Here is a 22,217-nt window from a genome sequence, read left to right as displayed (position 1 = left end):
TGTTTTATTAATTGCGGCCATTCTGGAGGAGTGGCTGGTGGCGCGCACTGCGGGTTCGGACGGCGAGAAGACAGAAGCGGCGATCCGCGACGCAGCAGTTGCGCTGATTGCACGCCACGGCTTCGAGGCGGTGACGATGCGCCAGCTGGCCGCCGAAGTGGGCGTGCAGGCAGCCGCGCTCTACCGCTACTTTCCGACCAAGGAAGATCTGCTCCGCACGCTGATGCGGGAGCACATGGAGGGGCTGCTGGCGGCGTGGGAAGCGGCGCGCCCCGCCAATGACGACCCGGTCGCCCGGCTGACCGCCTTCGTCTCCAACCACATCCGGTTCCATGTCGAGCGCCGCCACGCGACCCATGTTTCCAACATGGAGCTGCGCAGCCTTTCGCGCGATAATCTGACCGCGATCCTGAAGCTGCGCACGGCCTATGAGAAGGAACTCAGGTCCATCCTGCGCGACGGGGCGGAAGCGGGCGTGCTCGAGGTCGACGACACCGGCCTGACCGCCATGGCGATCATCCAGATGATCACCGGCGTGATCGTCTGGTTCCGCCCCGACGAACGGCTGTCGGTCGACGAGGTGACTGCCACCTACCTGGCAATGACGATGCGCCTGACCGGCGCCAGGACCAAGACGGAGGAACGCCATGTACGACAGGACGCTGAACTTCGGGCTCGGTGAGGACATAGACAGCCTGCGCGAGGTGATCCGGCGCTTCGCCCAGGATCGCATCGCACCGCTTGCCGCGGAAATCGACCGCTCGAACGAATTCCCCGCCGAACTCTGGCAGGAGCTCGGCGCGCTCGGCCTGCTCGGCATGACGGCCGAGCCCGAATATGGCGGCTCGGGCCTGGGCTATGTCGCCCATGTGGTGGCGATGGAGGAAATCTCGCGCGCCTCGGCGTCGGTCGGGCTCTCCTACGGCGCGCATTCGAACCTCTGCGTCAACCAGATCAAGCGCTGGGGCACGGCGGAGCAGAAGGCGAAGTACCTGCCCAAGCTGTGCAGCGGCGAGAATGTCGGCGCGCTCGCCATGTCGGAAAGCGGCTCGGGCTCGGACGTCGTGTCGCTGCGGCTCAAGGCCGAAAAGCGCAACGACGCCTATGTGCTCAACGGCTCGAAGATGTGGATCACCAACGGGCCGGACGCCGACACGCTGGTGGTCTATGCCAAGACCGATCCGGAGCGGAAGTCGCGCGGCATCACCGCGATGATCGTCGAGAAGACGATGAAGGGCTTTTCGGTCGCCCAGAAGCTCGACAAGTTGGGCATGCGCGGCTCGAACACCGGCGAACTGGTGTTCGACAATGTCGAAGTGCCGTTCGAAAACGTGCTGCACGAGGAGGGGCGCGGCGTCGAGGTGCTGATGTCGGGTCTCGACTATGAGCGCGTGGTGCTGGCCGGCGGGCCGCTCGGCATCATGGCAGCCTGCCTGGACGTGGTGGTGCCTTACGTGCACGACCGCAAGCAGTTCGGCCAGGCGATCGGCGAGTTCCAGCTGGTGCAGGGCAAGCTCGCCGACATGTACACGACGATGAATGCCTGCCGCGCCTATGTCTATGCGGTGGCGGCTGCCTGCGACCGCGGCGAGACGACGCGCAAGGACGCGGCCGGCTGCATCCTCTACGCCGCCGAAAAGGCAACGCAGACCGCGCTCGACGCCATCCAGCTGCTCGGAGGCAACGGCTACATCAACGACTATCCCACCGGCCGGCTGCTGCGCGACGCCAAGCTCTACGAGATCGGCGCCGGCACCAGCGAGATCAGGCGCTGGCTGATCGGCCGCGAGATCGTGGGGGAATAGCCCTGCGCGACAACGCCGCGCAGGGCCAGTTTTCAATGCTCAACCAGGCTCACACCCCTCGCCTGCGCCCAGCGACCAAGGACCTGCAGCTCGTCCTGCCTGGCCGTCCGGTTGCCGAAGCCTCGCACCTGGACCGCGCGGTTGCGCGGGTCGAGTTCGATCGTCAGCATGCGATCGGCACGACCTGCTCCTGTCCGCCGCAACGACCAGATGGAGGCCTGGCCTGCGATGCATTTTTCGGCGTAGGTCCAGACGCAATGATGCATGGCCCGGCTTTCGGCAACGAGGTCGTCCGCCTTGGTGATCTGCACCACCGCGAACTCCTCGCCACGGGCATTGGCCTTTCTCTCGCTTGGACGCCACGACCAGTTGGCAAGCGGCGAGCCCGCCCAGCCGCCCTCGTCCTTGTTGCCGCCGCCTCGCCGGATGTCGGCATGCCTTTGGGCAGCCTGGATGCGCGCCACCATCGCAATGTCGCGGTGCCAGTCGCGCATCTGCCGCTCAAGCGACGTCAGCGTGCGCCCGCGCAGACTGTATTGCGGGTCGCGCTCGAGCCGCGCCGCGAGATAGTCGCAGAGATCGTCGATCTCTTCGATCGGAAGCGGGTTGGCCGCAAAGAAGCGGGCTGCCTCCCGCCAGAAGGCAAGCTCACGTCTCGGCGTGCGCGAGATCTTGGACCGGGCGATACGCTGGGCGACGCCCAGGTCGTCGGCGTAGGTGCGCGCGATCGCCAGCCAGAAGGTTTCGCAGAAGTCGAGCACTGCCGGCGGGTTGAGGAAGCAATGGACCTCCATTCGCGTCAGCCACTCGGCAGCACCTGCCTTGTACAGCGACTGTCCGCCGGCCGCGGCGACGTACCAACGCTTGCGCAGCCCGATCTCGTTGGCGTCGAGCCCACCCGCGTCGAGCCAGATGTGCTCGAGGTGCGCTGCCACGGGGTAGATCGCGAAGAGATGCCGCGCCGCAGCCAGCCGCAGCCGTCCGGGGTCACGCGTCTTGAGCTGGGGACGCCAGGCGTCGCGATGCCTGATGGCGCTGCCAAAGCCGTCGAACGCCTCGTCCAGCGCCCGCCTGAAATCTGGCGGCTGGCGGACCGGACGGACGACCTGCCTCAGCGTCGCTTCATACGCAGCAATACGATCGCGCTCGGCCTCGTGCCGGCGCCTTATTCTGGAACGTGCCATAGCCGTTCAACCTCATCGAGAACCTGTCAGCCGGGCGCAAAGCGACAACCGGCACGGAATGTGTCGATTTCGATCGCGCAGACATGACGGACCTCCTTGGGTTGAACGGGCCGGCTACATAGTCGCAGGAATTGCAGGATGCAAGCCATGTTGACGCTTGGGAATGTCGGGGGCGGTGCAGTGTGGCAAGGCTGCATCAGGACCATGCCTGCCATCACGGCCACCAGTCGGTTTGCCGCAAATGCGCGTTCATGGCATGATCTCGTTTTCTGCCACAGATCGAGGTTCGTGCCATGACTGCGCCAGAGACGCCTAAGGGTTTCGCCGAGGAACCGCAGAAGCCCTACAGCTCCAGGATCCGGGAAGAACTGCTGCGCAAGCCGCCACGCTTCGAGCGCCTGCGCGTCGGCGATGGCGGACGCGTCGTCATCCCGGCGGCAATGCGCGAGGAAATGGGCATCAAGCCCGGCGACGACCTGGTGGCGCATGTCGAGAACGGAGAACTGAGGCTGATCTCGCACCAGATGGCGCTCACCCGGGTCCAGGAGGAAATGGCGAAGTACAAGAAGCCGGGCGAGAGCGTTGTCGACGAGTTCCTGGCCGAGCGCCGCGCGATGTGGGGTGAAGAGTGATCGTGCTCGACGCCTCTGCCGTGCTGGCCGCCATGCTGCAGGAGCCTGGAGCCGACAAGGTGCATGCCGTCGTCGACAAGAGCGTGATCTGTGCGGTCAACGTCACTGAGGTCATCTCGAAGCTGATCGACAAGGGGTACGATGAAATTGCCGTGCGCCAGCAGTACGAGAACTTGCGTCTCGACGTGGTACCGTTCGACCATCACCTGGCGCTGGTCGCCGGGCATCTTCGTGCGCCGACGCGCCACAACGGCCTGTCGCTGGGCGACCGCGCCTGCCTGGCGCTGGCGATACTGACCGAACGCACGGCCGTCACCGCCGACCGGAAATGGGCCGACCTCGACGTCGGCTGCAAGATCGAAATCATCCGCTGAGGACACATGGCAACCCTTCAATCCCAGCTCTCCCCCTCCTCCGAAAGCTTCAAGGCCAACGCGGCGCGGCTGCGCGGGCTGGTGGCCGACATCAGGGAGAAGGCCGAGCATGTCGAGCGCGGCGGCACCGAGGATGCGCGCAAGCGGCATACGTCGCGCGGCAAGCTGTTGCCGCGCGAGCGGCTGGCGCAGCTGCTGGACGCCGGCTCGCCCTTCCTCGAGGTCGGCCAGTTCGCCGCCTTCGGGCTCTATGGCGGCGACATTGCCTCGGCGGGCGTGATCGCCGGCATCGGCCGGGTCGAGGGCACCGAGGTGATGATCGTGGTCAACGACGCCACGGTGAAGGGCGGCACCTATTATCCGATGACGGTGAAGAAGCATCTCAGGGCGCAGGAAATCGCCCTGCAGAACAACCTGCCCTGCATCTACCTGGTAGATTCCGGCGGCGCCAACCTGCCCAACCAGGACGAGGTCTTTCCCGACCGCGACCATTTCGGCCGCATCTTCTTCAACCAGGCCAACATGTCAGCAGCGGGCATTCCGCAGATCGCCTGCGTCATGGGCTCGTGCACGGCCGGCGGTGCCTATGTGCCGGCGATGTCGGACGAGACGGTGATGGTGCGCAACCAGGCGACCATCTTCCTGGCCGGGCCGCCGCTGGTGAAGGCGGCCACGGGCGAAGACGTCAGCGCCGAGGAGCTGGGTGGCGCCGACCTGCACACGCGCGTCTCGGGTGTGGCCGACCACTATGCGGTGGACGATGAACACGCGCTGGCGATCGTCCGGCGCATCGTCAAAAACCTGAATCGGAAGAAGCACATCGGGCTGGTCCTGAAGACCTCGATTCCGCCCGTTCATGCGCCGGAAGAGGTCTATGGCGTCATCCCGGCCGACATTCGCCAGCCCTATGACGTGCGCGAGGTGATCGCGCGTACCGTCGATGGTTCCGAGTTCGACGAGTTCAAGCAGAACTACGGCACGACGCTGGTGACGGGCTTCGCCCATATCCACGGCATGCCGGTGGGCATCATCGCCAACAACGGCGTGCTGTTTTCCGAGAGCGCGCTGAAGGGAGCGCATTTCATCGAGCTCTGCTGCCAGAGGAAGATCCCGCTGGTGTTCCTGCAGAACATCACCGGCTTCATGGTGGGCGCGAAATACGAGGCGGGCGGCATCGCCAAGGACGGCGCAAAGCTGGTGACCGCGGTGGCGACCGCGCAGGTGCCGAAGGTGACGATCATCATCGGCGGCTCGTTCGGCGCCGGCAATTACGGCATGTGCGGCCGCGCCTATTCGCCCCGCTTCCTGTGGATGTGGCCGAACGCCCGCATCTCGGTGATGGGCGGCGAGCAGGCGGCGACGGTGCTTGCCATGGTCAAGCGCGAGGGCATCGAGCGCAAGGGCGGCACGTGGTCGAAGGAGGAGGAGGCCGAGTTCCGCGCGCCGATCCTCGAAAAATACGAGCGCGAGGGCCATCCGCTCTATTCGTCAGCCAGGCTGTGGGACGACGGCATCATCGACCCGGCGAAGACGCGCGAGGTGCTAGCACTGAGCCTTTCGGCGGCGCTCAACGCGCCGGTCGGCGACACCAGGTTCGGCGTGTTCAGGATGTAGCGGGAGGACCGCGCCCGATGCAGGGTTCGCATATAGATGCGTTGATGAGGTTGGCGGGGGCCGTACCCCCACCCCTTCCCCCTCTCCACAAGGGGGAGGGAGACGATCTCGCGGCCGCTGCGACCAAAGTGGCCGAAGATTGGAGCTGGGCCGCAGTGGAGCAAGATTCCCCTCCCCCTTGTGGAGAGGGGTTTGGGGAGGCGTTGCATCTAGACGCGTTTGCGCGGCCATACGATCGGGCGTGGAGCCGATTGGTGAAGGATGCAGGAGCCTCGAGCGACCGCCCGCAACACCATTCAGGATCAGGCAGCCGCCTGCGGCAGGTAGCGCAGGACGACGCCGCCGGTCTTGAGCGGCGTGGTCTGCGTGAGCTTCATCGCAAGCTCGCGGCCGGGCTTGAACAGCGGTGTGCCGGCGCCGAGCACGACGGGCGCGAGGCAAAGTCGGTATTCGTCGACGAGCCCGTGGGCAAGCAGCGTGTCAAGCAGGTCGGCGCTGCCGAAGACGAAGATGTCCTTGCCGGGCTCGCGCTTGAGCCGCTCGACCGCCTCGGGCAGCTCGCCCTGGAGCAGGCGGCTGTTGTTCCAGCTCGCGTCCTTCAACGTGCGGGAGGCGACGACCTTTTCGAGGCCGTTCATCATGTCGGCGATTGCGCCGGTCTCCTTGGACCAGTAGCCGGCCATGCCCTCATAGGTCTTGCGGCCGAAGAGCAGCGTGCCGATCTCGGCGCCCTGCTCGAGCGAGAAGGCTTCGAGCTCGTCGCCCCAGACGCTGGTGTGGAAGGCGAGGTCCCAGGGGGTCGGGCCCTCGAAACAGCCGTCGAGGGTCATCAGGTTCCAGGCGACGATCTTGCGCATGTCAGCTCCTCCAATGTGCTTGCATTATGCAACTGGTTTTCAGACTACACGACTGATCCTTTTTTGCAACCAGTTTTATTTTACGTGGCAAGAAAGTCGATCGGGCGTGGCAATACCCCCACCCCTAGCCCCTCCCCACAAGGGGGAGGGGAACAACGTCGGCACTCCTGCCACCCGGTTCGTCGACGGCCGACTTTGAAAGGTCGTGCAACAAAGTCCCCCTCCCCCCTGTGGGGAGGAGCTAGGGTTGGGGGTACAGGCCGGGCCGTTGAGGCAAGCAGACGCCCTCGCGGTTCCCGACAGAAGGAGGCCGCATGACACAGCGCATCTCCGTCATCGTCGCCGACATCACCACGCTCGACGTCGACGCCATCGTGAATGCGGCCAACCGCTCGCTGCTGGGCGGTGGCGGGGTGGACGGTGCGATCCATCGGGCCGCCGGGCCGGACTTGCTGGCCGAATGCCGTCTGCTCGGCGGCTGCGAGACCGGCGACGCCAAGATCACCGGCGGATACCAGCTCAAGGCACGCCATGTCATCCACGCCGTCGGCCCTGTCTGGCACGGCGGCGGCGCAGGCGAAGCGGATCTGCTCGCCTCCTGTTACACCCGCTCGCTCGCCCTTGCCGCCGAACGCGGCCTGGCGAGCATCGCCTTCCCGTCGATCTCGACCGGCATCTACGGCTATCCCAAGGACGAGGCGGCAAAGGTCGCCGTGGCCGCCGTCGCTCGACATATGCGGGCTACAGCCATGCCGGGCAGCGTGATCTTCTGCTGTTTCGACGATGCAGCCGCCGCATTCCATCGCACCGCGCTCGATGCTCTCGGGAGTGACGATGAATAGCGCGCTCCTTTCCATGCTTCACTTCGTTCCGGGGGAATGATGTTCTCGAAAATCCTCATCGCCAACCGCGGCGAGATCGCCTGTCGCGTCATCCGCACCGCCCGCAAGATGGGCGTGAAGACGGTAGCCGTCTATTCGGATGCCGATTCGCGGTCGCTGCATGTCGCCATGGCCGACGAGGCCGTGCATATCGGCCCCTCGCCGGTGGCCGAGAGTTATCTGCGCGGCGACGTGATCATCGCCGCGGCCAAGGCGACGGGCGCGCAAGCGATCCATCCCGGCTATGGCTTCCTGTCCGAAAACCCCGATTTCGTCGACCAGGTGACGGCAGCCGGGCTGGTGTTCATCGGCCCCTCGGCGGCCTCGATCCGCGCCATGGGGCTCAAGGATGCGGCCAAGCGGCTGATGGAGAAGGCCGGCGTGCCTGTCGTGCCCGGCTACCACGGCGAAGCGCAGGAGATCGTCATCCTCGCCAGCAAGGCGCGCGAGATCGGCTATCCGGTGCTGATCAAGGCGCGCGCCGGCGGCGGCGGCAAGGGCATGCGCAGGGTCGACCATCCCGACGACTTCGCCGATGCGCTGTCGGGCGCGCGGCGCGAGGCCAAGGCCGCCTTCGGCGACGACCGCGTGCTGGTCGAGAAATATGTCGACAAGCCGCGCCACATCGAGGTGCAGGTGTTCGGCGACAATTTCGGCAACGCCGTGCACCTGTTCGAACGCGACTGCTCGGCGCAGCGGCGACACCAGAAGGTGATCGAGGAGGCCCCTGCCCCCGGCATGACGGCGGAATTGCGCGCGGCGATGACCGACGCGGCGGTGAAGGCGGCCAAGGCGATCAAATATTCGGGCGCGGGCACCATCGAGTTCATCGTCGATGCCTCGGACGGGCTGAAGCCCGACCGGTTCTGGTTCATGGAGATGAATACCCGCCTGCAGGTCGAGCATCCGGTGACCGAGATGGTGACCGGCGTCGACCTCGTCGAGTGGCAACTGCGCGTTGCTTCCGGCGAAGAACTGCCGATGGCGCAGGAGGAGATCAGTCTCGCCGGCCACGCCTTCGAGGCGCGACTCTATGCCGAGGACCCGGCCAAGGGCTTCCTGCCGGCAATCGGTACGCTGCACCACCTGCGCTTTCCCGCCGAGACGGCGCCGGGGACCGCACTGCGTGTCGAGACCGGCGTGCGCGAGGGCGATGCGGTCTCGCCCTACTACGACCCGATGATCGCCAAGATCGTGGCGCACGGCCCCGACCGCACCACCGCGCTCGACGCGCTGGCCGATGCCGTCTCGCGCACCGAAGTGGCGGGCTCGACCACCAACGCCGCCTTCCTGGCCGCGCTGGCGCGAGACCCCGACTTTGCCGCGGGCGACGTCGACACCGGCCTCATCGGGCGCAAGCAGGAGGCATTGACCATCACCACGGTGGCACCGACCAGCCGCGCGGTGGCGCTTGTGGCGCTGGCGGCGACGGGTGCAAACGGACCCGACGGCTCCACCGATCCGTGGTCGAATCTCGCGGGCTACGCCCATTTCAACCCGATGGCGCGGCGCGTCGCCCTCGCCTACGCCGGAACGACAATCGCCGCGCATGTGACGGCGCGCGCCGACGGGCGCTTCGAAGTGCGGCCGGACGGCGCCGACGCCTTCGTGCTGTCGCCGCAAACCGTCTCCGATGGTGGTTCGACAGTCGCCCTGTGGCCCGGCCACGCCACGGTGTTCGAGAACGGCCAGTCCTTCGACTTCGCGCTCAGCGACCCGTTTGCGCGGGCGGCCGAGATCGGCGAGAGCGGTTCGAGCATGCGCGCGCCGATGCCGGGCCTGGTCAAGCTGGTGCGCGCCAGCAAGGGCGATGCAGTGACCAAGGGCCAGCCGCTGCTGGTGCTGGAAGCGATGAAGATGGAGCACACCATCGCCGCCACCCATGACGGCGTGATCCACGAGATCGCAGCCGAAGGCTCCCAGGTGACGGACGGAACCGTGCTGGTGCGCTTCGAGGAGGGACAGGGGTGAAGGGAGTAAGGCAGTAGGGGAGTAGGAAAACCGGAACTTATGCCCTACTGCCCTATTCCCCTACCTCGCTGCCGGATACCTACATGGACATCAACAACGAAGCCGTACCGCACAGGCAGTACGAAGACGTGCTCGCGCTGCTCACCGGCACCATGCTGGTGGCGCTGGGGCTGGTGCTCTACACCCATGCGGGGCTGATCACCGGCAGTTCGGCGGGGCTGGCACTACTGATCCAATATGTGACGGGCTACGGCTTCGGCGCGGTGTTCTTCGTCATCAACCTGCCCTTCTACTATCTCGCAGTGAAGCGGATGGGCTGGCCGTTCACCCTGCGCACCTTCGCCGCCGTGGCGCTGATTTCGGTGCTGTCGCGGCTGACGCCGCAGTGGATCGGCATCGAAAGCCTCGACCCGCTCTATGCGGCAGTCGCCGGCGGCGGGCTGATGGGCATGGGGCTGCTGGTCTTGTTCCGGCACCGCGCCGGCCTCGGCGGCTTCAACATCCTGGCGCTCTACCTGCAGGACAATCACGGCATCCGCGCCGGCTATTTCCAGCTCGCGGTCGACCTCTCGATCCTGGTCGTGTCGCTGTTCTATCTCGATCTCGACAAGGTGGCGCTTTCGGTGGCTGGGGCAGCCGTGCTCAACCTCATCATCGCCATCAACCATCGCCCCGGCCGCTATGTCGGCATGAGCTGAGCCTCAAAACGAAAGAGCCGCGCTCGATGGCGCGGCTCTTGCCGAAGCGGCCCGGGAGGGCGGTCAGTTCAGGGTCGGCTGCTTGGTCTTGCGCAGATAGGGCAGCACGCGCTCGAACTCGCCGAAGCGCTTGATGGCGTCCTCGTCGGACACGGCAGCCATGACGATGACGTCCTCGCCCTGCTTCCACTGCACCGGCGTGGCAACCTGATGCTTGGCCGTCAGCTGGATCGAATCGAGCGCCCGCAGGATCTCGTCGAAGTTGCGGCCGGTCGACATCGGATAGGTCAGCATCAGCTTGATCTTCTTGTCGGGACCGATGATGAAGACCGAGCGCACGGTGGCGTTGTCGGCCGGCGTCCTGCCTTCGGACGTCTCGCCGGCACCGGCCGGCAGCATGTCGAAGAGCTTGGCGACGGCAAGCGTCGGGTCGCCGATCATCGGATATTCGACCTTGTTGCCCGACAGCTTCTCGATGTCGGCCTTCCACTTGTGGTGGCTCTCGACCGGGTCGACGGAGATGCCGATCATCTTGGCGTTGCGCTTGGCGAAATCAGCCTTGAGCCCGGCCATGTAGCCGAGTTCGGTGGTGCAGACCGGCGTGAAATCCTTGGGGTGAGAGAACAGGATCGCATAGCCGTCGCCGATCCAGTCGTGGAAGGCGATCGGGCCTTCCGTGGTGTCGGCTCTAAAATCCGGAGCGGAATCATTGATACGAAGACTCATTGTCGGCTTCCTCCAATCCAAACTCGACGCTTCGAAAAACCACGCCCGTGCCGTCGCTGAAACGGTGTGCCAGGTCGTGAATGGCGGCATTGTGCGCCAACGCAATTCAAAAGAAAACACCGCGGCCGCGCTCCGACCCAGCGACAAAATGACAATGGCCGGGACGGTGCCCGGCCATCGATCGGGGCTGCCTGCCGCGGCCTATTGCGGGATCGGCGCGTATTTGCCGTTGCTCCACTGGTTGATGTCGTAGCTGGCGTTCTTGAGATCGCCCTTCTCGTCGAAGGTCACCTTGCCAACCACGGTGTCGATGGGCTCGCCGTTCTTGAGGGCCGCTGCGACCTTGGCCGGATCGTCGGAGCCGGCACGCTCGATGCCCTGGGCGAAGGCCTGGATGACGGCATAGGAAAACAGCGTGAAGCCTTCCGGCACGAAGCCGCCAGCCTTGATCTTCTCGACCGCTTCCTTGGCCTCCGGCTTGGACTGCGGGTCGGACGGGAAGACGAACATCGTGCCCTCGCCGGCGGGACCGGCGATCTGCCAGAATTCCGGCGAGGCGATGCTGTCGGGCATGATCAGCTGGAACTTGAAGTTCTGCTCGGCCGACTGGCGCAGGATGAGGCCGGCCTCGGGATGATAGCCGCCGAAATAGACGACGTCGGCCTTGAGCTCCTTGAGCTTGGTGACCAGCGCCGAATAGTCCTTCTCGCCGGCATTGATGCCTTCGTAGAGGATCTCCTTGAGGCCGGCGGCGCCCATGGTCGAGCGCACCGCGTCGGCCACGCCTTGGCCGTAGGCGCTCTTGTCGTGCAGGACGACGACGTTCTTGCCGGCATATTTCTTGGCGATCCACGGGCCGATGAAGGCGCCCTGGGCGTCGTCGCGGGTGTAGAGCCGCATGATGGTCGGCCAGCCCTTGGCGGCGGCATCGTCGGTCAGCACCGGGTTGGACGAGGCCGGAGACATCATCAGCGCGCCGCTTTCGGCATAGACGGCGGAGGCCGGTATGCTCGAGCCCGAGCAGGCATGGCCGTCGATGAAGTTGATGCCGTTGGCGACGATGCGGTTGGCGACCGAGACCGCCTGCTTGGGATCGCAGACGTCGTCCTCGACGGAAAGCTTGATCTGGCGGCCCATGACGCCGCCCTTCTCGTTGATGGCCTTCACCGCCGCCTCTGCACCCTGGCGGAACTGGTCGCCGATGTTGGCGAGCTGCCCGGTCATCGGCCCGACTACGGCAAAGGTGATCTCCTGCGCGAACGCCGCGCCGGCGCTGAGCGACAAGCCGACGAGCGCCGCCCCGATGGTACGTTTCAGATGCATCTTGTCTCCTCCCTCGAGCCTGCACGAGATGCCATTTCGCGTCTCGCTTGCAATTGGCGCATGCTTTCCACCCGCGCCCGACGTTGTCTTGGCGCATGGGCGAGGAGCCATTGTGCCTGTGCTGCTTTCGCCTAGCAATCCGTGCGTGTGCCGGGCCCTGAAAGCGAGAAAGCCGCGCCGGCCTTGTTTCGGCCGGTCGCGGCTTTGTCACGGAACGCTCCGCGGGGCATCTTCGTCCCCGTCGCAGCCTTGCCTGCCCTGTCAGTTCGGCGCGCCTCGCCCGTCCTTCAAGCCGTCGCGCTCTTGTTGTTGGGGACCGCCGCCCGCGGCAGCCCCGACCTTCCCCCGAAGATCTTTCTCAGTGCGCCGTCATCCATTCGCGCGCTTCGCGCAGGGCCCGTGCAATGTCGGTCTTGGACATCGCCATCGACAGTTCCGAACGAAGCTCGGCGGCACGGGCCGATCCCTTGATGGCGGCGATGTTGAACCACTTGTGGGCGGCGACGACGTCGACGTCGCAGTCGCGGCCGGTCGAATACATCATGCCCAGTTCCACAAGGATGTCGGCCTGAGCGGTGCTGCCCATCGCACCGAAGCCAGCTTCAAAGATCTCGAAACGTGCCATTTTCTTGTCCCCTGTCCGTCTCCCGGAGCGGGCCAACCGGTGTCGTCCGGAGCCGCTCTTTCGATGCTTCCGAGGATGCCGGCGAACCTTGAATCCGCCGTAAAATGGCTTGCTTAACCCGAGGAAAACAAACCTCAAACAAAGGGTAAACCTCGGAATTCATTAAGGATAGGAAGCCTTGCGGCGGCTGGGATTTGAGAAAAATGCGCTGAAAATTCGCGTCCCGCCGTGAAAGTCTTTGATAACCACGCCACAGCTTTGCGCTGGCCGAGGGCGCCCTGCCGGAGACGAAATACGCCGATGGAAGTGCCAAAAATTGCTTCGGCCTTACCCGGCGGCACCGCTTCCGTTTTCGGCGCGGCTGATTTACGCTTACGTTTGCGTAAACCTCAGGCGGGGGAGCCTGTGAGCAAGACACCAACCGGGAGGACTTCAATGTTTGGCAAGATGAGCCTGGCCGTCGCGGCCACCATGATGCTGGCGGGTGCGGCGATGGCCGATCCGATCGAAGGCAACTGGAAGACCGAAGCCGGCTCGACCGCGGCGATCGAGACCTGCGGCGGCAGCTTCTGCATCACCCTCAAGGACGGCAAGCATGCCGGCAAGAAGATCGGCACGTTCAAGGCCGACGGCGACAATGCCTATTCGGGCAAGATCACCGATCCGGCCAACGACAAGACCTACTCCGGCAAGGCCACGCTGGCCGGCTCGAACCTCAAGATGAGCGGCTGCGTGCTCGGCGGCCTGATCTGCAAGAGCCAGAACTGGAAGAAGCTGTAAGAGACCGAGTAGGGAATAGCGAATGGTGAGCAGGGAGTAGTGAAGAGGCCCGCGCCGAAGCCGACGCGGATCCCCCGCTCACTACTCACTAGTCCCTACTCGCTTCCGTCAAACCCTCGCCCGCTGGCCGAACAGGATCTTCTGCGCTTCCTTGTCGTCGGCGAGATTGCTGCGATGGTCCTCGCCGACGGCCAGGCCGCGGATGACCGCCGGGCGGGCGAGCAGGGTTTCGAACCAGCGCTTGAGGCGGGGGAACTCCTCGAGGTCCTGGCCCTGGTTCCTGTAGGGCTTGACCCAGCCGAGCGAGGCGATGTCGGCGATGGAGTAGTCGCCGGCGAGGAATTCGCGGTCGGCGAGGCGCTTGTCCATCACGCCGTAGAGGCGGTTGACCTCGTTGGTGTAGCGGTCGATGCCGTAGGCGATCTTCTCCGGCGCATACTGGCGGAAGTGATGGGCCTGGCCGGCCATCGGGCCGAGGCCGCCGACCTGCCAGAACAGCCACTGGTCGACTTCGGCGCGGCCACGCTCGCCGGCAGGATAGAACCTGCCGAACTTGCGCCCGAGATATTGCAGGATGGCGCCGGACTCGAAGATCGAGATCGGCTCGCGGCCCCACTTGCCGTCTGCCCCCGGACCTTCCGGGTCGACGATGGCCGGCATGCGGTTGTTTGGCGCGATCTCCAGGAATGACGGCTCGAACTGCTCGCCCTTGCCGATGTCGACATATTTGACCGTGTACGGGACGCCGAGCTCCTCGAGCATGATGGATATCTTCCAGCCGTTGGGCGTCGGCCAATAGTAAAGGTCGATCGGCAGGGTCTGCGTGGTCATCTCCACGGTCTCCGTTGGTCAGCGATGAGCTGGAGATATGCGTGGGAAGCGCAAACACAACCCCGCCAGCCTGTCGTTCGCCGTCAATAAATTTGAACCGAAGATGAACGGGGGTCTCAGAGCCCGTTCAGCCGCCGCGCCGCATATTGCCCGTCATCCAAGGGGGATACACCAAATGCTCGCTCGCCGGTTCACCATCGTCTGCCTGCTCTCGGCACTGTTCGGCATCCTGTTTGCCACGCTGGTCGCGGAGACCAGCCGCCCGGCACGGTCGTGGGGCATTGGCCAGGTGGTGCCCTGCGTTTTCGAGGAAGGCATGAACTGCAAGCCGCCCTTGCGACACTAACAAACGAAGAGATCAACCAGTTCCAACCGAAAAGAACACGAAGATGACCCGCACCGCCCTCCAGATCGCAAAGTTCGCCCGGCTCCTGCCGCGTGCCGTGCTGATCCTGCTGGTGCTTGCCGCCCCGGTGCTGGCCGTGCCGCAGCTGCGCGCCGACAACGGCTCGACGATCGAGGCGCCGGCGGCGCGCAAGGGCGGCGTGGGTTTCGTGCTGCTGGTCAGCCTGCAGCGCGGCTGACCTTGGGAGACGCTGCGGCAGCCCCCTCCCAACCGTCACGATTGATCTCTATAATGGGTCATGGAAAAGCGAATCTATCCTGAACCCATCGAATCCATCCTGACGCCGGAGCCATTTCCCCGGCAGAGCTTCACCGACGCCGCGAAGGCTGTCGTGGCGCTGAAGCGCCTCTATGACCGCAACACCGCGTTCTTGCGCGAAGCCTTCGCCTCGCTCGCGCACGGCACGCCGGCCAGGCGCTTCCGCGCCTGCTATCCGGAAGTCGGCGTCATCACCTCGTCCTACTCCCAGGTCGATTCCCGCCAGGCCTACGGCCACATGCCGACGCCCGGCAACTTCACCACGACGATCACCCGGCCCGACCTGTTCGAGAGCTACCTGACCGAGCAGCTCAAGCTGATCATGCGCAACCACGGCGTAGCGGTCACGGTGTCGGAATCGTCGACGCCGATTCCGCTGCACTTCGCCTTCATCGAGGGCACCCATGTCGACGGCGCCGCGGCCGACCGCATCCAGCGCCCGATCCGCGACCTGTTCGACGTGCCGGATCTCGACGGCACCGACGACCACATCGCCAACGGCACCTTCGAGGTCATGCCCGGCGAGGCGCGGCCGCTGGCGCCGTTCACCGCCCAGCGCATCGACTATTCGCTGCACCGGCTGGCGCACTACACGGCGACCACGCCGAACCACTTCCAGAATTTCGTGCTGTTCACCAACTACCAGTTCTACATCGATGAGTTCGTGGTTCTCGCCCGCGGCTTGATGGCCAAGGGCGGCGGCGGATATTCCGAGTTTGTCGAACCGGGCGGCGTGGTGACCAAGGCCGGCGCCACGGAACCTTCCGCCGGCACGCCGCCGGCGCGCCTGCCGCAGATGCCGGCCTACCACCTCAAGAAGCCCGGCCATGGCGGCATCACCATGGTCAATATCGGCGTCGGCCCGTCCAACGCCAAGACGATCACCGACCACATCGCGGTGCTGAGGCCGCATGCCTGGCTGATGCTCGGCCACTGCGCCGGCCTGCGCAACACCCAGGCGCTAGGCGACTACGTGCTGGCGCATGCCTATGTGCGCGAGGACCACGTGCTCGACGACGACCTGCCGGTGTGGGTGCCGATCCCGCCGCTGGCCGAGGTGCAGGTGGCGCTGCAGGAGGCGGTGGCAGAGGTGACCGGGCTCACCGGCTACGACCTCAAGCGGATCATGCGCACCGGCACCGTGGCGACCATCGACAACCGCAACTGGGAACTGCGCGACCAGCGCGGCCCGGTGCAGCGGCTGTCGCAGTCGCGCGCGATCGCGCTCGACATGGAGTCGGCCACCATCGCCGCCAACGGCTTCCGCTTCCGCGTGCCCTACGGCACGCTGCTGTGCGTCTCGGACAAGCCGCTGCACGGCGAACTGAAGCTGCCCGGCATGGCGACCGAATTCTACAAGCGGCAAGTGGCCCAGCACCTGACGATCGGCATCCGTGCCATGGAAAAGCTCGCCGAAATGCCGATCGAGCGGCTGCACTCCCGCAAGCTGCGCAGTTTCTCGGAGACGGCGTTCCAGTAGGGCGCCGCGCCGCACCATCAATGGGCCGCAATTCCGGCGACATGAAGCTGGCATGACGACAATGGCCTTTCGCAAGCTCGGCAAGACCGCCTGTTTCGCGGCGATGATGCTGCTTTCGCTGCCGCTGGTCGCCGGGTTCTTCGGCGCCTGGCATCCGGCGCTCGATTCCTTCGCGCATTTCCGCGCCCATCTCGCGGTGCTGATGATGCTCGCCGCGCTGCCGCTACTGCTGACGTCGTTCCGCTGGACGGCTGCGGCAGCCCTCGCCTTCGGCACGGCAGCACTTGTGTCCACCTCGTCGATGCTGACCCCGCCCTTCATCGGTCCGGTGCAGGCCTCGTTCGAGCCGCGGGCGGAAGGCCGGCCGGTGTATCGCCTGCTGCAGATGAACCTGCGCTACGACAACGCCACGCCCGAACGCGTCCTGTCGCTGGCGGGCCGCATGCAGCCCGACGTCGTCACGCTGGAGGAGGTGTCGGACATGTGGGAGGCGAAGCTCCGGCCGCTCTCCGCCCGCTACCCGTACAGCAAGTTCTGCAGCCATCCGAACGGCGTGTTCGGCGTGGCGATCCTGTCGCGCCGGCCCTTCGCGGAAGGGTCCGAGCCGCAATGCTTCGACGGCGGGGCGCTTGCGGTCGCCAAGGTCGACTTCGGCGGGCGCACGGCAGACGTGGCAGCACTGCACCTCGGCTGGCCCTGGCCGTTCGAACAGTCCCAGCAGATCGACAGGCTCGAGGGCCCGCTCGCCGCGCTCGACCGGAATGCGGTGCTCGGCGGCGACTTCAACGCCACACCCTGGAGTGCGGCGGCGGCGCGCGTCGCCAAGGCAGGCGACCTCACGCTGGTGCCGGCCGCCGGCCGGACATGGCTGGAACTGGCGCTACCCGAGTTCCTGCGCTTCGCCGGCCTCACCATCGACCACGTGATGGCCAAGGGCGATGTCATGGTGCATTCCGTCACGATGGGCGAGTATGCCGGCTCGGACCACCGGCCGCTGCTGGTGGAGTTTTCCTTCCGCGACACCGCGACCCAGCCCGAGGACAGCGAGAGCACGACCGTGTCGGCAGACGTTGTCGCCACGCCGAGAAGCTAGCGTCGGTCCCCGCGCGCCAGCGCCTCGATCAGGCGGTCGACCCGGCCGCCTTCGGCATGCTCGCGCGCATCGAATGCGAGCTGGCGCGCCTCGTAGCCGGCAATGACCCGGTCGACGCGGGCCTTGATCTCGCGCCGCGTGGCGATGCAGCCCCGGTCCACGGGCAGCGACAGGCCGCGCACCGCGCGCTCGGCCGCGTCGACCATCTCGCGGGCGAGCCGGGCATGGGTCTCCTCATGCCGGCGGGCACCGGCGAGGAAAGTACGCCAGCGACTTTCGACAGCCGTCGGCAGCGGTTCGGACGCCTCGGGATAGATGAAGGTTGTCGACAGCCTGGCGTCGGCACGGCGCAGGCGGCACATGCCGCCGCGCTCGCCGACGTCGAAAGACCAGGTGACGGTGTATTTGGTCTGCGCGATGGCACGCGTCAAAAAGCCGTGGCGCGGGCCGTTGCGGTCCATCGACCGCAGCAGCTCGGCTCCGGTGTTGCCGGAAACGGCGTAGCCGCGCGTACTGGTGGTCTGCCTGACGCCGGCATCCGCCGGCCCAAGGGCGGTCACGGCCCCGGCCAGGACTGCGATCAAGGCACATGCGATGCGGGACACGCCGAACTCCGCTGCTCGCGCAAGCTCAGCATATCCCGCCGCTTGTTTCAACGCGCCCGGCCGGCCGCGTAGCCGGATCACATGTTGGGGTAGACCGGCCCCTCGCCGCCCTGCGGCGGCACCCAGTTGATGTTCTGGTTCGGGTCCTTGATGTCGCAGGTCTTGCAGTGGACGCAGTTCTGCGCGTTGATGACGAATTTCGCATCGGCATGGCCGGGATCGCCGGCGATCGCGTTGCCGTCGGCATCGACCCACTCGTAGACGCCCGCCGGGCAATAGCGCGTCGACGGACCGGCATAGACGCCGTACTCCGAACGCTTCTGCAGATCGCTGTCCTTGACCTGGAGGTGAACCGGCTGGTTCTCCTCGTGGTTGGTGTTGGACAGGAACACCGACGACAGGCGGTCGAAGGTGAGCACGCCGTCGGGCTTGGGGTAGTCGATCTTCTTGTGCTTCGACGCCGGTTCTAGCGACTGGGCATCAGTCTTGCCGTGCTTGAGCGTGCCGAAGGGCGAGACGCCGAACAGCGTGTTGAGCCACATGTCGAGACCGCCGAGGCCGACGCCGAGGATGGTGCCGAAGCGCGACCACAGCGGCTTGACGTTGCGGACCTTCTTCAGGTCCTTGCCGATGTCGGTGGCGCGCCAGGCGGCCTCGTAGGTTGCCAACTCATCATTGGCGCGACCGGCGGCGATGGCTTCCGCGACATGCTCGGCGGCGAGCATGCCGGAGAGCACGGCGTTGTGCGAACCCTTGATGCGCGGGACGTTGACCAGACCGGCCGAGCAGCCCATCAGCACGCCGCCGGGGAACGAGAGCTTCGGCACCGACTGGAAGCCGCCCTCGGTGATGGCGCGGGCGCCGTAGGACAGGCGCTTGCCGCCCTCGAAGGTGCCGCGGATCGCCGGATGCGTCTTGAAGCGCTGGAACTCCTCGAAGGGCGCGAGATAGGGGTTCTTGTAGTTGAGGTGGACGACGAAGCCGACGGCCACCATGTTGTCCTCGAGGTGGTAGAGGAACGAGCCGCCGCCGGTCTTGAAGTCGAGCGGCCAGCCGAAGGAGTGCTGGACCAGGCCCGGCTTGTGCTTCTCGGGCGCGACCTGCCACAGTTCCTTGAGGCCGATGCCGAACTTCTGCGGCTCCTTGCCGGAACCGAGGTCGTATCTGGCGATCAGCTGCTTGGCGAGCGAGCCACGCGCGCCCTCGCCGATCAGCACATACTTGCCCATCAGCGCCATGCCGGGGGCGAAGCCGGGGCCATGGCTGCCGTCGCGCTCGACGCCCATGTCGCCGGTGTAGACGCCGGTGACGGCGCCCTCGTCATTGTAGATGAGACCGGCGGCGGCGAAGCCGGGATAGATCTCGACGCCGAGCGCCTCGGCCTTGGTGGCCAGCCAGCGGCAGACATTGCCGAGCGAGACGATGTAGTTGCCGTGATTGCTCATCAGCGGCGGCATCAGCAGGTTGGGCAGGCGGAACGAGCCGGCCGGCCCGAGGACGAGGAAATGATCGTCGGTGACCGGCGTCTTGAACGGATGGTCGGGATCCTGGCGCCAGTCGGGCAGCAGGCGGTTGATGCCGATCGGGTCGACCACCGCGCCGGAGAGGATGTGCGCGCCGACCTCGCCGCCCTTTTCGAGCACGACGACGGAGAGATCGGGGTTGACCTGCTTGAGCCGGATCGCCGCTGCCAGGCCCGCCGGCCCGGCGCCGACGATGACAACATCGAATTCCATGCTCTCGCGTTCGACTTCGCTCATCTATCCCTCCGCTTTGGCTCGCCCTGTCCCAAGGGCAGAATTGGCTAAGCGCTGCATAGCGCATCGTTTGGAAACGTCAAACCGGACCATTCAGCACATCGGCCATTCGGACGGGTGAAGCCTCACAAACACAGTGATTTATCTTACGTTGACGTAAAGGTCAAAATATTTAACCTTCCGGCAGTGGGCGCCGCCCCTTAGTGTCGATGTGCAGGTGACCGTCATCAGCCAGCCGTCCGTCTCTTTCATGCGCCCTAACGTGCCCAGCAGGACAGGACCGAAGCGCCTCTTCCCCAGACGCCACATCCTGGCCGGGGCTGCCCTCCTTATTGCGACATGCCTGAACGGCGAAGGTCGCGCTCAGGAGACCGAGGCCAACCAGAAGGTCTGGGATGCCGGCGCCTACTCGTTCTCCGACGAACTCGGCGGCTTCCTGATCACGTCCGTATCGGGCACCGGAACGCGGGAGGACCCGATCGTCATCCACGAAGAGCTCGAATCCTCGTCGCCGGTGACGCTGACGATCCGCACGATCAGGCCGATCAGGCCCTTCGACAATTCCGGCTTCTACGCCAACGGCATCCTGTTCATGCGCATCCAGGCCCTCAACAACAGCGGCCAGGCCTGGGTCGAGTTCGAGTTCGAACTGCAGGAGATCGAGGGCAAGGCGAGCGTCTTCGGCGACGGGCTGTCCTTCGACCAGCGGCGCACCGACAACGTCAACATCTCCTCCGACAGCTTTGCCAAATACAGCCGCGACTTCGAACCCTACGACCGGCTGCGCTATACCGACGGCAAGGTGGACCCCCGCGAAACGGTCGGCTTCAGCTTCCTGGTGACCGACTATACGCCGCGCTGGCGCTTTTATCTGGTGCAGGACCCGCGCATCCCCTCCTCGTGAACTTGCAAATCGGCGCCGCAGCGTCGAAAGTGGGGCATGGCCTCCATTTCGGGAAATGAACGTCCGGATCTGCGCGATCTGCTCGCATTCTATGCGGCGGCGGGCGTGGACGACGCGCTTGCCGAGGAGCCGATCGACAGGTTTGCCGAGAGCGCGCAGCGCCAGGCGGCGCCTGCCCCGGAAGCCGCGAGGTCGACGCAGGCCGACCTGGGCCGGCCGGACCGGAACATGGCCGAACGGGCCGCGCCGCCACCGCCGCAACGCCCCGCCGCCTCGGCCGCCGTGCCCGACGAGGCGCAGGCGGCGGCCGCGCGCGAACTGGCCGGCAAGGCAGCGACGCTCGACGAGCTGCGGCAGATCATGGAGGGTTTCGAGGGCTGCAACCTCAAGGCCACGGCGAAGAGCATGGTGTTTGCCGACGGCAACCCGGAGGCCGACCTGATGCTGGTGGGCGAGGCGCCGGGCCGCGACGAGGACCTCGAGGGCCTGCCCTTCGTCGGACGCTCGGGCCAGTTGCTCGACCGCATCCTCGCGGCGATCGGCCTCGACCGGAAATCCGCCTACATCGCCAACGTCATTCCGTGGCGGCCGCCGGGCAACCGGACGCCGACGCCGCACGAAACCGAGATCTGCCGCCCCTTCATCGAGCGGCAGATCGCGCTGGCGAACCCCAAGGTGCTGGTGACGCTCGGCGGACCGTCGGCAAAGCTGCTCGTCGGGTCGCCCGACGGCATCCTCAGGCTGCGCGGCAACTGGAAGACCCATACGACCGCCCAGGGCACCGTCATTCCGGTGATGCCGACCCTGCATCCCGCCTATCTGCTCAGAAATCCCGCCCACAAGAAGCTTGCGTGGCGGGACTTCTTGGAGGTTAAGGCGAAGCTGCGCGAACTCGGCAGCCTGTAGCGAAGCGCCGCTCAGGCGGTCGCGGCGTCGGCGCGGCGGATGCCGATGAACTGCAGTTCGGCGAAGACCGCCACGGCCAGCGCCTGGGCGGCCACGAAGGCGATGCCGAGCGCGTTCGGCGCCACCGCGCCAGTAACGAGCAGGGCAAAACTGCCGATCACCCAGAGCACGTTGAGGGCGACGATGTCGAAGAGGATCAGCTTCGGCACCGCGGCGCGGCGCGCGACCACCACCAGCATGGCGACGAAGGGGACCAGCGCCAGGCCGGCCCACAGCAGCAGCGCTTCCGGCAGGTCGAGGAAAGGCGCAAGCAGCGGCGCCCCGACGATCGCCAGCAGGGCTGTGGCGCCGGTGGCGAGCGCATCGACATAGAGGGCGTTGCGGAGGAAGGGCGTGACGGCGACGGACATGTGATGCTCCTGTGGTTCGGTTGCGAGGAGGCTTCGCAACAGCTGCGACCGCCCTCCTGTCGCCGACAATCCCACCGCCATTGCGTATTGCGATTAC

At 65.9% G+C, this 22,217-nt stretch carries 24 protein-coding genes; 15 read left to right on the top strand and 9 right to left on the bottom strand.

What is annotated here, in order from left to right; all coding sequences use genetic code 11:
* Positions 1–37 precede the first annotated feature (37 nt).
* Complete coding sequence (locus AmiPiv_RS02495) at positions 38–682, top strand: TetR/AcrR family transcriptional regulator (protein WP_340035662.1); 645 nt, start codon at positions 38–40, stop codon at positions 680–682.
* Positions 648–1,805, top strand: coding sequence for an isovaleryl-CoA dehydrogenase (locus tag AmiPiv_RS02490; RefSeq protein WP_340035661.1), 1,158 nt, complete (start codon positions 648–650; stop codon positions 1,803–1,805). Before AmiPiv_RS02495 ends, AmiPiv_RS02490 begins: the two co-directional genes overlap by 35 nt.
* Before the next feature lie 32 nt (positions 1,806–1,837).
* On the opposite strand, the gene AmiPiv_RS02485 is transcribed toward AmiPiv_RS02490, so the two are convergent.
* Positions 1,838–2,989, bottom strand: a complete 1,152-nt coding sequence (locus tag AmiPiv_RS02485; RefSeq protein WP_340035660.1) for a PcfJ domain-containing protein — start codon at positions 2,987–2,989, stop codon at positions 1,838–1,840.
* A 293-nt stretch (positions 2,990–3,282) separates the two neighbouring features.
* On the opposite strand from AmiPiv_RS02485, the gene AmiPiv_RS02480 reads away from it, so the two are divergent.
* From AmiPiv_RS02480 to AmiPiv_RS02470, 3 genes are read left to right on the top strand one after another with little or no spacing between them, the layout of a single operon-like run.
* The gene (locus tag AmiPiv_RS02480) at positions 3,283–3,621 is read left to right on the top strand and encodes an AbrB/MazE/SpoVT family DNA-binding domain-containing protein (RefSeq protein ID WP_340035659.1); all 339 of its coding nucleotides are present in this window, start codon (positions 3,283–3,285) and stop codon (positions 3,619–3,621) included.
* A 2-nt stretch (positions 3,622–3,623) separates the two neighbouring features.
* On the top strand, positions 3,624–3,995 hold the full coding sequence (locus tag AmiPiv_RS02475) for a type II toxin-antitoxin system VapC family toxin (RefSeq protein WP_340035658.1): 372 nt from the start codon (positions 3,624–3,626) through the stop codon (positions 3,993–3,995).
* Between the two features lie 6 nt (positions 3,996–4,001).
* A complete protein-coding gene (locus tag AmiPiv_RS02470; protein WP_340035657.1) occupies positions 4,002–5,609 on the top strand; it encodes a carboxyl transferase domain-containing protein in 1,608 nt (535 codons plus the stop codon).
* A gap of 302 nt (positions 5,610–5,911) precedes the next feature.
* Here AmiPiv_RS02470 and AmiPiv_RS02465 read toward each other — a convergent pair whose 3' ends face one another.
* A complete protein-coding gene (locus AmiPiv_RS02465; RefSeq protein WP_340035656.1) occupies positions 5,912–6,466 on the bottom strand; it encodes a dihydrofolate reductase family protein in 555 nt (184 codons plus the stop codon).
* 314 nt (positions 6,467–6,780) lie between these two features.
* Here AmiPiv_RS02465 and AmiPiv_RS02460 point away from each other — a divergent pair, with 314 nt between their 5' ends.
* From AmiPiv_RS02460 to AmiPiv_RS02450, 3 genes are all read left to right on the top strand, one after another.
* Positions 6,781–7,308 (top strand): O-acetyl-ADP-ribose deacetylase, encoded by a 528-nt coding sequence (locus tag AmiPiv_RS02460; RefSeq protein ID WP_340035655.1) that lies wholly within the window; start codon positions 6,781–6,783, stop codon positions 7,306–7,308.
* 39 nt (positions 7,309–7,347) lie between these two features.
* Positions 7,348–9,318 (top strand): acetyl/propionyl/methylcrotonyl-CoA carboxylase subunit alpha, encoded by a 1,971-nt coding sequence (locus AmiPiv_RS02455; RefSeq protein ID WP_340035921.1) that lies wholly within the window; start codon positions 7,348–7,350, stop codon positions 9,316–9,318.
* An 83-nt stretch (positions 9,319–9,401) separates the two neighbouring features.
* Positions 9,402–10,016 (top strand): YitT family protein, encoded by a 615-nt coding sequence (locus tag AmiPiv_RS02450; RefSeq protein ID WP_340035654.1) that lies wholly within the window; start codon positions 9,402–9,404, stop codon positions 10,014–10,016.
* A gap of 63 nt (positions 10,017–10,079) precedes the next feature.
* Here the strand turns inward: AmiPiv_RS02450 and AmiPiv_RS02445 are convergent, their stop codons facing one another.
* From AmiPiv_RS02445 to AmiPiv_RS02435, 3 genes are all read right to left on the bottom strand, one after another.
* Positions 10,080–10,742 (bottom strand): peroxiredoxin, encoded by a 663-nt coding sequence (locus AmiPiv_RS02445; protein WP_340035653.1) that lies wholly within the window; start codon positions 10,740–10,742, stop codon positions 10,080–10,082.
* Positions 10,743–10,943: 201 nt separating this feature from the next.
* On the bottom strand, positions 10,944–12,065 hold the full coding sequence (locus AmiPiv_RS02440; RefSeq protein WP_340035652.1) for an ABC transporter substrate-binding protein: 1,122 nt from the start codon (positions 12,063–12,065) through the stop codon (positions 10,944–10,946).
* A gap of 358 nt (positions 12,066–12,423) precedes the next feature.
* Entirely contained in the window at positions 12,424–12,690 is a 267-nt protein-coding gene (locus tag AmiPiv_RS02435) for a sel1 repeat family protein (RefSeq protein WP_340035651.1), read from the bottom strand.
* A gap of 435 nt (positions 12,691–13,125) precedes the next feature.
* On the opposite strand from AmiPiv_RS02435, the gene AmiPiv_RS02430 reads away from it, so the two are divergent.
* Positions 13,126–13,470 carry a DUF2147 domain-containing protein gene (locus AmiPiv_RS02430; protein WP_340035650.1) on the top strand — a complete coding sequence of 115 codons (345 nt, stop codon included), beginning with the start codon at positions 13,126–13,128 and terminating at the stop codon, positions 13,468–13,470.
* A 108-nt stretch (positions 13,471–13,578) separates the two neighbouring features.
* Here AmiPiv_RS02430 and AmiPiv_RS02425 read toward each other — a convergent pair whose 3' ends face one another.
* Positions 13,579–14,301 carry a glutathione S-transferase family protein gene (locus AmiPiv_RS02425; protein ID WP_340035649.1) on the bottom strand — a complete coding sequence of 241 codons (723 nt, stop codon included), beginning with the start codon at positions 14,299–14,301 and terminating at the stop codon, positions 13,579–13,581.
* A gap of 175 nt (positions 14,302–14,476) precedes the next feature.
* Here AmiPiv_RS02425 and AmiPiv_RS02420 point away from each other — a divergent pair, with 175 nt between their 5' ends.
* Genes AmiPiv_RS02420 through AmiPiv_RS02405 form a run of 4 tightly spaced genes read left to right on the top strand, consistent with a single transcriptional unit; the run spans position 14,477 to position 17,538 of the window.
* Positions 14,477–14,647 carry a hypothetical protein gene (locus AmiPiv_RS02420; protein WP_340035648.1) on the top strand — a complete coding sequence of 57 codons (171 nt, stop codon included), beginning with the start codon at positions 14,477–14,479 and terminating at the stop codon, positions 14,645–14,647.
* A 43-nt stretch (positions 14,648–14,690) separates the two neighbouring features.
* Entirely contained in the window at positions 14,691–14,885 is a 195-nt protein-coding gene (locus AmiPiv_RS02415; protein WP_340035647.1) for a hypothetical protein, read from the top strand.
* A gap of 60 nt (positions 14,886–14,945) precedes the next feature.
* Positions 14,946–16,445 carry an AMP nucleosidase gene (locus tag AmiPiv_RS02410; protein ID WP_340035646.1) on the top strand — a complete coding sequence of 500 codons (1,500 nt, stop codon included), beginning with the start codon at positions 14,946–14,948 and terminating at the stop codon, positions 16,443–16,445.
* 52 nt (positions 16,446–16,497) lie between these two features.
* Positions 16,498–17,538 (top strand): endonuclease/exonuclease/phosphatase family protein, encoded by a 1,041-nt coding sequence (locus AmiPiv_RS02405; RefSeq protein WP_340035645.1) that lies wholly within the window; start codon positions 16,498–16,500, stop codon positions 17,536–17,538.
* On the opposite strand, the gene AmiPiv_RS02400 is transcribed toward AmiPiv_RS02405, so the two are convergent.
* Together AmiPiv_RS02400 and AmiPiv_RS02395 are read right to left on the bottom strand one after the other, a co-directional pair.
* Positions 17,535–18,143, bottom strand: coding sequence for a DUF922 domain-containing protein (locus AmiPiv_RS02400; RefSeq protein WP_340035644.1), 609 nt, complete (start codon positions 18,141–18,143; stop codon positions 17,535–17,537). The genes AmiPiv_RS02405 and AmiPiv_RS02400 overlap by 4 nt on opposite strands.
* A 77-nt stretch (positions 18,144–18,220) precedes the next feature.
* Positions 18,221–19,903: an electron transfer flavoprotein-ubiquinone oxidoreductase gene (locus AmiPiv_RS02395; RefSeq protein ID WP_340035643.1), complete on the bottom strand. Its 1,683-nt coding sequence runs from the start codon at positions 19,901–19,903 to the stop codon at positions 18,221–18,223.
* A 247-nt stretch (positions 19,904–20,150) separates the two neighbouring features.
* Between AmiPiv_RS02395 and AmiPiv_RS02390 the strand changes: the two genes are divergently transcribed.
* Both AmiPiv_RS02390 and AmiPiv_RS02385 read left to right on the top strand, forming a co-directional pair.
* On the top strand, positions 20,151–20,804 hold the full coding sequence (locus AmiPiv_RS02390) for a hypothetical protein (RefSeq protein WP_445206891.1): 654 nt from the start codon (positions 20,151–20,153) through the stop codon (positions 20,802–20,804).
* 36 nt (positions 20,805–20,840) lie between these two features.
* Positions 20,841–21,710 (top strand): uracil-DNA glycosylase, encoded by an 870-nt coding sequence (locus tag AmiPiv_RS02385; protein WP_340035641.1) that lies wholly within the window; start codon positions 20,841–20,843, stop codon positions 21,708–21,710.
* 11 nt (positions 21,711–21,721) lie between these two features.
* On the opposite strand, the gene AmiPiv_RS02380 is transcribed toward AmiPiv_RS02385, so the two are convergent.
* A complete protein-coding gene (locus AmiPiv_RS02380; RefSeq protein WP_340035640.1) occupies positions 21,722–22,120 on the bottom strand; it encodes a hypothetical protein in 399 nt (132 codons plus the stop codon).
* Between the last annotated feature and the right edge of the window lie 97 nt (positions 22,121–22,217).

Source organism: Aminobacter sp. Piv2-1 (assembly GCF_037625995.1).
GTDB lineage: Bacteria > Pseudomonadota > Alphaproteobacteria > Rhizobiales > Rhizobiaceae > Aminobacter.
Note: the sequence above shows the minus strand (reverse complement) of the source record. Positions and strands in the feature narration are given on the sequence as shown.